Below are 13,870 nucleotides of genomic sequence, written 5' to 3' on the forward strand. Positions count from 1 at the left end.
ACTTAAAGCTTAACTTTTTACTTTGGCATTGGCGTATGGATTAACGTTGCCCTTTGACGCAGAACCCGTGTTGTTATTGCTACTCGCCGCCGCACCACTTGTTGCACCACCGCTGCGACGCGGTGGACGGTTACGCTGTGGTGGTTTGTTACCATTGGCAATCGCTTCAGCTCTGTTGCCGGCGGCTTTTGGCTTGTTAGCACCTTGCGACTGACCTTCTTTATTGCTGCGAGATTGCTGACGCGAGTCATATTTACGTGCAGGCTTATCACCTTGTGCACCATTGGCTTGCTGCTGAGCATGCTTGCTGCGATTCGGGTTGGGCTTTTTAACACTATTAGCTTTATGACCTGAGCGGCTACTTGCTTCAGGGATAGTGAATGGTGCTTCAAAACCGGCAAGTTGTTTGCGTTCAATGGTGCGATTAATTAAGCGCTCAATATCATGCAACAATTTAACTTCTTCAAGGCCGACTAACGATACTGCTTGGCCTGTTGAACCCGCACGGCCAGTACGGCCAATACGATGAACATAATCTTCAGGTACGTTAGGCAGGTCAAAGTTAACCACAAATGGTAGTTGGTCGATGTCGATGCCGCGTGCGGCGATGTCAGTTGCTACCATGACTTGCACTGTGCCAGCTTTAAAGTCAGCTAATGCTTTAGTGCGGGCTGTTTGGCTTTTATTACCATGGATTGCCGCCGCTTTAATGTTGGCAGCGTCTAAATTTTTGGCTAAACGGTTAGCGCCATGTTTAGTGCGCGAAAACACCAATACTTGTTTCCAATCATTGGTTTTAATTAATTCGATTAACGCCATCGATTTACGGGTTTTATCCAATGGGTAAACACATTGGGTAACGGTATTGGCGGTGGCATTACGTGGTGTCACTGAAATTTCGACTGGGTTGTTCACTAACCCTTTCGCCAGTTCGCGGATGTCGTCAGAGAAGGTTGCAGAAAACATCAAGTTTTGACGTTTAGGCGGCAGTAAAGCTAACACCTTTTTTATGTCGCGAATAAAGCCCATGTCTAACATGCGGTCAGCTTCGTCTAACACCAGAATTTCTAATTTGCTAAAACTAATGGCTTTTTGTTGGCACAAGTCGAGTAATCGACCAGGGGTTGCCACTAAAATATCTACGCCATTACGCAGCGCAGCAAGTTGCGGGACGATAGAAACGCCACCAAATACCACGGCCGATTTAAGCGGTAAGTTAACGCCGTATGTGGCCACACTTTCTTGTACCTGGGCGGCTAATTCACGCGTTGGTGTCAATACTAATGCACGCACTTGACCGCGTTGGGCGCGACTGCCTTTGGACAATAATTCTAGGATTGGCAGGGTAAAGCCTGCGGTTTTTCCTGTTCCGGTTTGGGCTGCTGCCATCACATCTTGTCCGGCTAATACGGCAGGAATGGCTTGTGCTTGAATGGGAGAGGGGGTGTCATAACCTTGTTTTTCAACCGCTTTTAAAATAGCAGCATTCAGACCAAGTGAGGCAAAACTCATAGAAAAATCTCTTTGGGCAACGCATTGTTGCTTTGAATAAAAGGTAGCCAGAAACGGCGGCCGTGAAGCTTACCTGAAAACCGCTATAAGTGCTAATAAACTCTTGATAATTGCAGTCAATGTAGCGCCGTTTGAGCTTGCTGTGGTGTCTTTGATAAACATTTAGCTATCAATGCTTATGAATATAATGATTTAGAATGAAATAGTGTTAATCTTGAGGCTACGATCAGTGCTAAAACTCAACTTATTACATACAATAAAATGACAACCTATATTCAGCGACTTAGCTGAGGTTATTTACTGTTAAGGTGATATCAACTGATGAAATTAACGGCGCACTCACACATCGAGAAAACGGCATATGAGCTGCGAGATCATGCTCATGCTGTGATTAAGAATGTGTTGTTAATGTCGAACATTTCTACTTTAGCGTTACAAATGGCGATGCGCCAACTTTCTAGCCACAGTCGAGTGGCCTTGCATTTTCACCCCGACCGAATTGATAGCCGTGGTCTCTGTGTGGTCGATGGCTTATTGCGCGACGGTGTGTATAAAAGCCAGTTTGAAACGCACGTGTCCAATGGCCATTTGTCGCCTGAGCTTGGTGGTTCTCGTGATCACTGGGAAAACCAATTATTTGGCAATTGCTATTCTGGCATTAAGCATCGCCCCAAATACGGCGCGCTTGATTTTGGTCTCTGTCCGTTAGGCCCAGCACCGCGTTTTGGCAGTTGTTACTTAGTGACTCATTCGCACATATTACCGCGCTGTACTTTCAGCTATATGGACTCGTACCGACTGCCAAAAGAGAAAGGCACCATTAAGTGCTTTGATGTGATTTTAGCGGCGCTATTAAGCGAAAGTTTTGAGCGCCAATATGCCTTAGGGTGCGTAGGGTTTAAACCCAGTAAGTTGATTAATTACTTTAGTCAACATTTAACCGCCCCAACAGAAAAGCGTTTTGACAATGAACCTTGCGGTAATTTGGATCATTATATTGAAGCGCAAATTCACGGTGATGTATCGTTAGATAAAGATGTTGCCGTGTTAGTGGCCGACCCCTCATTTATGGGCAGTCAAATTGGTGATTCATTAGTGGCACTGTGCGATGAATATGACATTGAACTGCTTTGGCACAATGGCAGACAAATGCGGTTTACAGATGTACCCGATGATTTTCGTGGTGCAGCAATGCCGACGTTGGCACAAAGTATTGCCGAAGATCAGATTATCAATGCTGAAATTATTGGCCGAGCCGCTTATCAGTTGCAAAAGCAACCGACCTCTTGGAGTGAGCGCGGCGCGCATACCAAAAAGTTGCAAGACTTAAAACTGTTATGGCATGTGTTAGTAAAATACGGCCATACTCCCTCGAATGAACCTTTTCTGTTGTAGTTTAAGCTTGATTTAAGCGCGATTACCTATAACTGATATCCATTACTGATAGTCCATTAGCAAAATGTGAATCAGTTAACATTTACACTATTTAAGGTGTTATCTCACGTCCAGTACTGCGATACTGCCGGGCGAATTTAGGGCGAAAATAAACACTGCCGGAGCGTCATGGATAAGTCGTTAGAAAAGTCATTAACTCAGTGGCTTAAAAGCCAACAGTCTGCTTGTGGTATTTTCCTGAAGTTTTCTATTTTATGTGGCTGGCTCAATGGCGTTGCTATTGTTGGTCAGGCTTATTGTATCGCGCGCATTTTGCAGCAAGTGATTATGCAAAATATGCCTCTGCAAGCATTTAACATTGAATTTATCGCTCTTATTGGCTTATTGCTTCTGCGCGCCGTATTAGCGCAAGTGCGTGAGCGAGTCAGTTTTGAGGCGGGTAAGCGTTTACGCAGTGACATTCGCCAAGCTGTGTTGAATAAGTTGGTTGAGTTAGGGCCAGTGTTTATTAAAGGCAAACCATCAGGTGCTTGGGCGAGTTTAGTATTTGAACAGGTTGAAGACTTACACGATTATTACGCCAAATATGTACCGCAAATGATGTTAGCCGGCTTTATTCCTTTGCTGATTTTAGTGTGTGTATTTCCGCTCAACTGGGCGGCAGGGATTATCTTATTAGTCACAGCTCCCTTGATCCCAATGTTTATGATTTTAGTGGGTATGGGCGCGGCCGATGCTAATCGTAAAAATGTTAAAGCGTTAGCACGTTTGAGTGGTCATTTTATGGATCGCTTAAAAGGCTTACAAACCGTTAAGTTATTTCATCGCGGTGATGCTGAGCTTAGCAATATTGAAAGCGCATCAGAAGACTTTCGCAGCCGGACAATGTCGGTGCTGCGTTTAGCGTTTTTAAGTTCCGCGGTATTAGAATTTTTTGCTGCAGTGTCGATTGCCGTGCTTGCGGTGTATTTTGGCTTTAGTTATTTAGACCATTTAGATTTTGGCCATTACGGTGTCGGCATTAGCTTATTTACTGGCATGTTTGTACTCATTTTAGCGCCCGAGTTTTTTCAGCCGCTGCGCGATTTAGGCACCCACTACCATGCTAAAGCACAAGCCATTGGCGCTGCAGAAACCTTAGTTGAATTACTCGACTACCAAGTTGAAGGCACTAAAACCGATGCTCAAAGCCCAGCTAAAACGTCATTTTCAGCCGATGCCATCAGTATTGAAGCGGTTGATTTTGAGGTGTTCAGCCTCGACGGACAGCGCTTATTAGGGGCCGATTTCCTTTACCTTGCCTGCGGGTGAACATTGGGCGATTGTTGGCTCAAGTGGTGCAGGTAAAACCAGTTTACTTAATGCTTTGTTAGGTTTTTTACCCTACAAAGGTCATTTAACGATAAATCAACAGCCACTGAAGAGTATTGCGTTAAGCGACTGGCGCCGGCATTTAGCCTGGCTTGGTCAGGACCCTCAATTGTTTCATGGCTCGGTGCGCGATAATGTCGCACTGGCAAATCCACTCTTAACCGACTCGCAAATTATGGCACTACTTGAACAAGCCAATATTAGCGACTTTGTCACTCAAGATGCCCAGGGACTGGACCGAATGATCAGCGATCAAAGCGCGGGTGTTTCTGTTGGTCAGGCGCAACGTTTTGCTTTGGCTCGCGCACTAGCACAACCTGCCAAGTTGTTTTTACTCGATGAACCCACCGCCAGTTTAGACGCTCAAAGTGAGCAGTTTGTATTGGCGTCACTGCAAACCGCCATGCAAGGTGCTAGCGGATTAACTGTTACCCATCGATTAGATGACTTAGACTCGATGGACAAGGTGTTGGTGATGGATAAAGGCCTTATTGTGCAGCAAGGAGAGGTGAGTGAGTTACTTGGCCGCGATGGCTTGTTAGCACAAATGCTTAATCAGCAACAGGAGGTGTACTAATGAATCAATCAACTGAACAAACATCGCCTCAAACAGTAGCATCACAATCGATATCAACGCGTAGCACATCATTACGAGTACTAGTGCCGTTTTTAGCCTTGTTTCGCCGCCAATGGCTAATGATGTTGACCGGCTTAATACTCACCTTTATTACCTTATTGACAGGCATCGGCTTGTTGTCATTATCGGGCTGGTTTTTATCGGCCACAGCAATCGCGGGATTATCGGTTGCTACAGCGCAAATGTTTAACTTTTTCACCCCAGCTGGCGGCGTGCGATTTTTCTCTATTGCCCGAACAGCAAGCCGCTATGGTGAGCGTTTAGCCACCCACGAAGCCACATTTAAATTGTTAACTCAGTTACGCATTTGGGCGTGGCAAAAGCTCTTACCGTTGAGTGCCGCTAACTTACAAGGACTACGCCGTGGTGATTTGCTTAATCGTTTAGTGGCCGATATCGACACCTTAGATCATTTATATTTACGCTTGCTGACGCCTTTAGTGGCGTCATTATTGATGATTGCAGGGCTGTTTGTTTTTTTAGCCTGGTTTGACCTTAACTTGGCCTTGAGTTTATGCAGTATTTTATTGTTCGCCTGGTGCGTATTGCCTGTGGTTTTTTATGCACTCGGTAAAACGCCTGGTAGAGCATTAATTGATGCAAAACAACAATATAGAGTAATGCTGCTTGATGTGATCCAAGGTCAAGCCGAATTAAGCCTGTTTGCAGCAAACCCGCGTTATTTGGCCATACTTGAGCAAGCACAAGCGCGATTATTTAGCCAACAGACGGCGATGGCCAATATTACAGGCTTAAGCCAAGCCGTGCTGATTTTAGTTAATGGCACCGCCGTGGTGGTGATGTTGTATTTGGCCAGTCAAGGCGTGGGCGATGCAACGCCACCAGGACCGTTGATGGCGTTAATGGTATTTGCAACGATGGCTAGCCTGGAGATGATGATGCCCATCGCAGGCGCATTTCAACATTTATCCAGTACCCTGTTAGCCGCGCAGCGTGTCACAGACATAACCGAGCAACCCCCCGCGATAAACTTTAACTCGCACAGCCGCTTGAAAGCCAACTCGGGCGCGCTGACATTTCACAATGTGCATTTTGCTTATCAACCGCATACCCCCATTTTACAAGGGCTGAGCTTAAGCCTAAACGCAGGCCAAAAAGTGGCAATACTAGACTCAACTGGGTGTGGTAAGTCGAGTTTGTTGGGGCTAATGACGCGTGAATGGTCAGTTCAACAAGGTGATATTACCCTCGATGGTCAACCCCTTAGCGATTACAGTGAAGCAGAGCTCAGAGCGTCTATGACCGTTGTTAGTCAGCGTATTTATTTGTTTGCCGGCACGTTGCGCGAAAACTTAGCGCTGGCTTTACCTTATCAACAAGGTGAACCGAAAAAAGCTCACGATGAATGCTTCATCTCGGTATTACAACAAGTAGGCTTAGGGACGTTGTTGCAAGGCGATAAACCGCTGGATATGTGGATTGGTGAGGGTGGTCGACAATTATCGGGTGGTGAGCAGCGCCGTATAGGTGTGGCCAGAGCGTTACTGCGCGATGCACCATTGTTATTGCTCGATGAACCGACTGAAGGGCTTGATAAGCGCACCGAGCGCGAGATACTTTCACTGCTGTTGAGCTTTGCTGAAAATAAAACCTTATTGATGATTAGTCACCGCACAACGGCCTTAGACAAAATGGATGCTGTTTATCGGTTAGAGCAAGGCACTTTACAGCGTTTTTATATTGATCGTTAATCCTTTCTAAAACCCCGTCTAAATATAAGTTTATGCTTACTTGCTGTATTAGCAGGTAAGCATAAACACTCAGAAACGTAACAACCTTTTTGATACAAAAATTACATAAAGTGTTTTCGCTGGCTGAGATAAATTGATCTGCTTCACAAATTTGTGATTAGGTTATGTTCCAAAATTACAAGCCGCGCTGGGAGTGTGATCTTTGTTCATATATTAGCAGTTGCAAACATATACTATAAGCTATCGAAATTTTTTTAGATGGTGAATGACATGACTGGTGTGACAAATCCAGTGATAACCATTAAGCGGGGACTTGATATCCCGATTGCTGGTGAACCACTACAGCAAATAGACGGCGCGCCTAAAACCACCCAAGTGGCACTCATTGGCGAAGAGTATGTCGGCCTAAAACCAACCATGATGGTTGAAGTGGGCGACCGCGTGACTAAAGGCCAAGTTTTATTTGAAGATAAAAAAACGCCTGGCGTGCTATTTACTGCACCTGCTAGCGGCGTAGTTTCTGCGATCAATCGCGGCGAGCGCCGTGTATTACAGTCGGTTGTGATTGACTGTGATGCAGACCAAGCAACCGCAAACGTAATAGAAGCAACTGAATTGACAAGCTTAAACCGTGATAGCGTTAAGCAAGGTCTAATCGCCAGTGGCTTGTGGACTGCGTTTAGAACGCGTCCGTTTTCACGGGTGCCCCAACTTGATGCGGCTCCAGCCGGTATATTTGTTACAGCCGTTGATACCAATCCATTAGCGGCAGACCCTCGGGTGGTGATTGCCACTCAGCCACAGACTTTTGAGGCGGGTTTATATGTATTAAGCCTATTAACTTCTGGCAAAGTGTACTTGTGTCAGGATGACGGCGAATCGCTACTGTCTGCAACATCTGAATACGACTTATCTCGTGTCAGTGTGCAAGGTTTTAACGGTGTACACCCCGCAGGCTTAGTCGGTACTCATATTCATTATTTATTGCCAGCCAGTGTTGATCGCCAAGTGTGGCACTTGGGTTATCAAGACGTGATAGCGTTTGGCAAATTGTTTTTAACTGGCGAATTATACACAGACCGTATCGTGGCGTTGGCAGGCACTAATGTATTAAAACCGCGTTTAGTGCGCACTCAATTGGGCGCTAAGTTAAGCGAATGGGTCGAGTCTGAAATTGATCAACGTCAGTCGCGCATTGTGTCTGGGTCGTTATTGTCAGGCCATACAGCAGCAGGCGTTTATGATTATCTTGGTCGATTCCACAACCAGGTGAGTGTATTAACTGAAAACGATCGCCAAGAAGTATTACCTTGGGTTCGCCATGACAGTAATAAGTTTTCGCTCACCGGTATCATGATGTCTGGCTTTAGCCGCACCAAAAAATTATTTGATTTTACCACTCATGCTGGTGGTTCACCTCGCGCCATGATGGCGTTTGGTCGACTAGACCATGTGATGCCTTTGGATATTTTACCCATCTTACTGGTACGTGATTTAGTGGTACGTGATACCGACGAAGCACAACTGCTTGGCGCATTAGAGCTAGATGAAGAAGATTTAGCTTTATGTACATTTGTGTGCCCCGGAAAGTATGACTTTGGTAAAGAACTTCGTGCTTGCCTAGATATTATCGAGAGGGAAGGTTAATGAGTCAGCAACAGAAAAAGCCCAGCCAAGATAGCTATTACGCTCATGGCGACTCGATGCGTAGTTTCTTACGTTCATTATGGATTGCCAATGGCCGTAGCACTAAAGGCCACGTGCATATTCGTGATGCCATTGATGTTAAACGCACCATGCACATTGTGGGCATGTGTTTATTCCCAGCCATGTTATTTGGTATGTACAACTTGGGGCTACAAGCTCAGTTGGCCATTATGGCCGGTGCTGCGCAACCAGAAGTATGGCAACTGGCTATTTATAACTTGTTGTTTGGTAGCCGTTAACTGAAAGCTCAGGTTTAATCAGTTTATTTGCCTACGGCGCCAGTTTTTATGTGCCATTTTACCTAACTGCATTGGTGGTAAGCCTAGTGTGGGAGGTGGTATTTGCCAAAGTCCGCCGCCAAGAGTTACACGAAGGCTTCTTTGTCACTGCGTTATTGTTCTCGCTCATTTTACCGATTTCGACACCGTTATGGATTGTGGCACTTGGCCTCAGTTTTGGTGTGATTGTGGCAAAAGAGATGTTTGGCGGCATGGGGTATAACTTTTTAAACCCTGCACTGGCGGGTTATGCATTTATCTATTTTGCTTATCCAACTGAAGTGGCTGCATTAAGTCAATTTGTGGCGGTTGATGGCTATTCTGGCGCAACCACATTAACTCTAACAGTGGCGAAAAAGCTCAGTTTTGTCGATGCAAGCTGGTTTAGTGTATTTAGCGACAGCACTTGGTGGGATGCGTTTTTAGGTTTTACCCCTGGTTCTGTTGGCGAAACTAGCACCTTAGCGATTTTAATCGGTGGCGGTATTTTATTGCTGACTCGTGTGGCCGATTGGCGTGTTGTGGCTGGTGTGATGGTTGGGATGATCTTTACGGTAGTGTTGTTTAACTACTTTGGGTCTAGCAGAAACCCAATGTCAGCAATGCCGTGGACATGGCACTTAGTGACGGGTGGTTTTGCCTTAGGGATGATGTTTATGGCGACCGATCCGGTGACCGCCTCATACACCCGCAAAGCTAAGTTCGCTTATGGTTTTATGATTGGTTTGATGACCATTATTATCCGTTTACTCAATGCCAAAATGCCAGAAGGCATTATGTTAGCCATTTTGTTTACCAATTTATGGGCACCGTTATTCGACTACCTAGTCGCTCAAGCCAATATCAAACGGAGACTAAAACGTCATGGCCTTTAAAAAAGATACCGTTACTGGAACTATGATTTTTATTATCGTTTTAAGTTTGGTTTGCTCGTTTATGATCACAGGTACTGCTGAGATTTTAAAAGAACGTAAGCTGGCTAAAAAACGTGATGAAGTACAACAGTTTGTATTAAAAGCTGCTGGCATTGATATTAGCCAAGGTGACTTTAATGCCCTGTTTGAACAACGTGTTAAGCCTAAAATGGTGAACTTAGCCAGTGGTCAAGTTTCCGAAAAAGACAACTTACTCGACTTTGACGAGCGTATGGCGGCCATTAACCCTGAGACGTCAACTAAGCCTAAAAAAGACATCGCCAAGATTAAAACCATGGCGACTGATATCCGTATTTTTGAGGTTTATGATACTGATGGTCAGTTATCAAGCATCGTGATGCCGATTTACGGTAAAGGTTTATGGTCGATTATTTATGGTTATATGGCGATTAAACCTGACCTTAACACCATAGAAAATATTGTGTTTTATGAGCACGGTGAAACCCCTGGTATTGCCGATTTTGTTACCGACCCAGAATGGTTGGCGTTATGGCAGGGGAAAAAGCTGTTTGATGAAAAAGGTAAAATAGCCATTAAAGTCATCAAGGGCGGCGCTAAAGAAGGTGATATTCACGGTATCGATGGCGTCAGTGGTGCAACACGTACCGGTGTGGGGATTCAACGTTTAGTTGAGTTTTGGTTTGGCGTTGAAGGGTATCAAACCTATTTACACGCTATTGCTGCGGAGGGTAAATAAATGAGCCAAGTCAGTTCGACTCGCGAGATTTTAACATCGCCAATTTTTACCAATAACCCTGTTGCTATGCAGGTACTGGGTGTGTGTTCGGCATTGGCGGTCAGTAACTCAATGCAAACGGCATTAGTGATGACCTTAGCCGTGACCTTTGTACTGGTATTTTCAAACGTAATTATTTCTAGTATTCGTCACTTTATTCCCAACAGTGTCCGTATTATTGCACAAATGACCGTGATTGCTTCATTGGTGATTATCGTTGATATGGTGTTGCAAGACGTAGCGTATGAACTATCAAAACAGCTGTCTGTGTTTGTGAGTTTAATCATTACTAACTGCATCATTATGGGTCGTGCAGAAGCCTTTGCCATGAAGCATCCACCGCATTTAGCGCTGGTTGACGCACTAGGCAACTCTATAGGTTATGGCTTAATTCTGTTAGGCGTGGCATTTGTTCGTGAGCTATTAGGTCGTGGCAGTTTGTTTGGTCATGAGATATTAACCACCATCGAAAACGGTGGTTGGTACCTTGCAAATGAAATGTTCACATTACCGCCTAGCGCATTCTTTTTAATTGGCGTGATGATTTGGTAGCCATTAAAGTCGTTCAACGTAAGCGCAGTTAAGGAGGCATCATGGAACACTATATTAATTTATTTATCCAGGCTGCATTTATCGACAACATGGCTCTGTCTTTTTTCTTGGGCATGTGTACGTTTCTTGCGGTATCTAAAAAGGTGTCTACCGCCTTTGGTTTAGGGATTGCCGTCATTGTGGTGATGATGTTGGCCGTGCCATTAAATCAAATCATTTACGTCAATATTCTTGCACCAGGCGCATTGGCGTGGGCAGGCTATGCTGAACTGAATTTAAGCTATTTGCAGCTCATTACCTTTATTGGGGTTATTGCCGCATTAGTGCAAATTTTAGAAATGTTTTTAGACCGTTACATTCCTACTTTGTATCAGTCATTGGGGATCTTTTTACCGCTACTAACCGTAAACTGCGCCATTTTTGCTGGGGTAATTTTTATGGCTAACCGTGACTACAACTTAACGGAATCAGTGGTATTTGCTTCAGGTTCGGCTGTAGGTTGGGCGATGGCGATTGTATTACTTGCAGGTTTACGTGAGCGGATGAAGTTTCATGCCATTCCCGATGGGTTACAAGGTATCGGTATTACCTTTATTACCACCGGATTAATGGCACTTGGATTTATGTCTTTTGCTGGCATCACGTTATAACGCATTGATAAGAAGGGCTATGTAATGGAAATGGCAATAGGTATAGGCATGTTTACCATTGTGGTATGCATCCTAGTAATGGTGATTTTACTCGCCAAGCGTAAGTTAGTCAGCACCGAAGATGTCACTATTAGTATTAACGGTGATGCTGAAAAAACAGTTAGAACGCCAGCGGGCGACAAGTTACTTGGCGCGTTAGCAGGACATCAAATTTTTATTCCTTCGGCTTGTGGCGGTGGTGGCACGTGTGGCCAATGTCGCGTTAAAGTGAAGTCCGGTGGTGGTGATATTTTGGCTACTGAGCTTGACCATATTACTAAAAAAGAAGCCAAAGAAGGTTGTCGTTTAGCGTGTCAGGTTGCTGTGCGTACCGATATGGAGCTTGAAGTTGACGAAGAAATCTTTGGGGTTAAAAAATGGCAATGTGAGGTTATTTCAAATGATAACCAGGCAACCTTCATTAAAGAATTGCTGTTAAAAATACCTGATGGCGAAGAAGTACTATTTAAAGCCGGTGGTTATATTCAAATTGAAGCCCCTGCACATGAAGTGCGTTATGCCGATTTTGATATTCCTGAAGAATATCGTGGTGACTGGGTTAAATACGGTTTATTCGACTTAGTGTCTAAGGTGGATGAAGATGTATTGCGTGCTTACTCAATGGCAAACTACCCTGATGAAAAGGTACGCATTATGCTTAACGTGCGGATTGCGACGCCACCCAAAGAAGGGTTACCACCAGGTAAAATGTCGTCGTATATCTTTAATTTAAAGGCGGGCGACAAGGTGACTATTTCAGATGCCATTTGGTGAGTTCTTTGTTAAAGAGACCGACGCAGAAATGGTGTTTGTTGGCGGTGGTGCGGGTATGGCGCCAATGCGTTCACATATTTTTAACCAATTAAAAAGTGTTAAAACCAAGCGTAAAATGAGCTTTTGGTATGGCGCTCGCTCAACTCGTGAAGTGTTTTATCAGCAAGATTTTGATCAGCTGGCCGCCGAAAACGATAACTTTGTGTGGCATGTGGCACTGTCTGATCCGCTACCAGAAGATAACTGGACTGGCTACACTGGCTTTATTCATAATGTGCTGTATGAGAACTACTTAAAGCAGCATAAAGCGCCAGAAGATTGTGAGTTTTATATGTGTGGCCTCCAATCATGAACGCCTCTGTAATTAGTATGCTAGAAAGTTTAGGTGTTGAGTCTGAAAATATCTTGTTAGATGACTTTGGTGATTAATCTTGGCTAGCAATAGCAATCCCCAACGTGATAATCGTTGGGGATTGTTTTATAAAGTATATTTAGAGATTAACTTAAACGATCAGAACACCTCAAACAGCGCATAACCTCATCTTTATTAAAACTGAGCTCTTCACCATGTTGCTCGCTAGTTAATAAGCTTTCACGAGCGTAACGTTTTATTGTTGTGGGTGTTTTATCCAGTATCTTGCAGACTTCATCTAAAGTTAAATAATCATTGTCAATCATATTCACCTCCATTTTACGGTTTGCTAGTTAACTTTTATCAACTAATACGGTGTCACCTTTGTGTTTTATCTGTCTAGAGTATTGTTAAGAGCGATTAAGCGTCGTTAGGTTGTTTTTCATGATGACATTCATGCATCATTACATTACTGATGGTTCTGGTGGTAGGAGCTGCTTGTGGCGCTAAAGCGACTTGATACATTGCCTCTGCTACTGTTTCAGCTTTGATCGGTTGATATTGTCGTAAAGAACCCACAAATAACCACGACAAGCCCCCTAAAAGCACCTGACCAATACCTTCTAAAAAGCGGCTGTCTTCACGTTTGCCAAGCAATAAACTGGGTTGAAAAATATTCAATACAGGGAGGGCGAGGGTCATCAGCGACTGCTCTAATTCACCTTTAACTCGGTTATAAAAGACTGACGACTTAGCGCTGGCACCGTGGGCAGTAACCACTAAAAATTTAAGCGCTGGGTTTTCCTGACCTTGGCACAATTTTGCAAAGGCCAGCACTGACAGTTTGTCGACTTGAATAAAGGCCTCTTCGCTGCCAGCTTGTTTAATTGTTGTCCCTAAACAACAAAATGCATGATCAATTTTGTCGGTCAATGTGAGTTCGTGTAACTCGTCGAGTTGGCAGGCAATAAATTGGACTTTTTCTGCGCCAAACTGATGCTCAACTAAAGCCGGTGTTGAGCGACCGATAACGATAACTTTGCTGTAGTGTTCACTTTCTATTAATTGGCTGAGTAATGCATTACCCACTAATCCAGTCGCACCCATTATCGCTGCAATCATATAATCCTTTATTAAGCTAAATATTGAATTGATGGTATTGAATGTAATCTGTCATTGTGTCGGTTTCAATAAGAATATTTGTATAGCATTTTTTGTTA

At 44.2% G+C, this 13,870-nt stretch carries 9 protein-coding genes and 3 pseudogenes; 9 read left to right on the forward strand and 3 right to left on the reverse strand.

What is annotated here, in order from left to right; translation table 11 throughout:
- Positions 1-9 precede the first annotated feature (9 nt).
- Entirely contained in the window at positions 10-1,512 is a 1,503-nt protein-coding gene (locus N4T56_RS01230; protein WP_261731954.1) for a DEAD/DEAH box helicase, read from the reverse strand.
- Positions 1,513-1,833: 321 nt separating this feature from the next.
- On the opposite strand from N4T56_RS01230, the gene N4T56_RS01235 reads away from it, so the two are divergent.
- The 9 genes and pseudogenes from N4T56_RS01235 (at position 1,834) to nqrF (ending at position 12,727) form a co-directional block, all read left to right on the forward strand.
- Complete coding sequence (locus N4T56_RS01235) at positions 1,834-2,907, forward strand: DUF3626 domain-containing protein (RefSeq protein ID WP_261731955.1); 1,074 nt, start codon at positions 1,834-1,836, stop codon at positions 2,905-2,907.
- 168 nt (positions 2,908-3,075) lie between these two features.
- Positions 3,076-4,855: pseudogene (cydD, locus tag N4T56_RS01240) on the forward strand (heme ABC transporter permease/ATP-binding protein CydD).
- Positions 4,855-6,627, forward strand: a complete 1,773-nt coding sequence (gene cydC, locus N4T56_RS01245; protein WP_261731956.1) for a heme ABC transporter ATP-binding protein/permease CydC — start codon at positions 4,855-4,857, stop codon at positions 6,625-6,627. Before cydD ends, cydC begins: the two are co-directional and overlap by 1 nt.
- Positions 6,628-6,897: 270 nt before the next feature.
- Positions 6,898-8,274 (forward strand): Na(+)-translocating NADH-quinone reductase subunit A, encoded by a 1,377-nt coding sequence (locus N4T56_RS01250; RefSeq protein ID WP_261731957.1) that lies wholly within the window; start codon positions 6,898-6,900, stop codon positions 8,272-8,274.
- A pseudogene (locus N4T56_RS01255) lies at positions 8,274-9,487 on the forward strand (NADH:ubiquinone reductase (Na(+)-transporting) subunit B). Before N4T56_RS01250 ends, N4T56_RS01255 begins: the two are co-directional and overlap by 1 nt.
- Entirely contained in the window at positions 9,477-10,244 is a 768-nt protein-coding gene (locus N4T56_RS01260) for a Na(+)-translocating NADH-quinone reductase subunit C (protein ID WP_261731958.1), read from the forward strand. Before N4T56_RS01255 ends, N4T56_RS01260 begins: the two are co-directional and overlap by 11 nt.
- The gene (locus N4T56_RS01265) at positions 10,245-10,835 is read left to right on the forward strand and encodes an NADH:ubiquinone reductase (Na(+)-transporting) subunit D (RefSeq protein ID WP_261731959.1); all 591 of its coding nucleotides are present in this window, start codon (positions 10,245-10,247) and stop codon (positions 10,833-10,835) included.
- 41 nt (positions 10,836-10,876) lie between these two features.
- The gene (gene nqrE, locus N4T56_RS01270; RefSeq protein ID WP_188918177.1) at positions 10,877-11,485 is read left to right on the forward strand and encodes an NADH:ubiquinone reductase (Na(+)-transporting) subunit E; all 609 of its coding nucleotides are present in this window, start codon (positions 10,877-10,879) and stop codon (positions 11,483-11,485) included.
- Positions 11,486-11,509: 24 nt separating this feature from the next.
- A pseudogene (nqrF, locus tag N4T56_RS01275) lies at positions 11,510-12,727 on the forward strand (NADH:ubiquinone reductase (Na(+)-transporting) subunit F).
- A gap of 69 nt (positions 12,728-12,796) precedes the next feature.
- Here the strand turns inward: nqrF and N4T56_RS01280 are convergent.
- Both N4T56_RS01280 and N4T56_RS01285 read right to left on the reverse strand, forming a co-directional pair.
- A complete protein-coding gene (locus tag N4T56_RS01280) occupies positions 12,797-12,976 on the reverse strand; it encodes a helix-turn-helix domain-containing protein (RefSeq protein ID WP_261731960.1) in 180 nt (59 codons plus the stop codon).
- A 94-nt stretch (positions 12,977-13,070) separates the two neighbouring features.
- Entirely contained in the window at positions 13,071-13,772 is a 702-nt protein-coding gene (locus tag N4T56_RS01285; protein WP_261731961.1) for a nucleoside-diphosphate sugar epimerase, read from the reverse strand.
- Between the last annotated feature and the right edge of the window lie 98 nt (positions 13,773-13,870).

Source organism: Shewanella phaeophyticola, from assembly GCF_025398315.1.
Lineage (GTDB): Bacteria > Pseudomonadota > Gammaproteobacteria > Enterobacterales > Shewanellaceae > Shewanella > Shewanella phaeophyticola.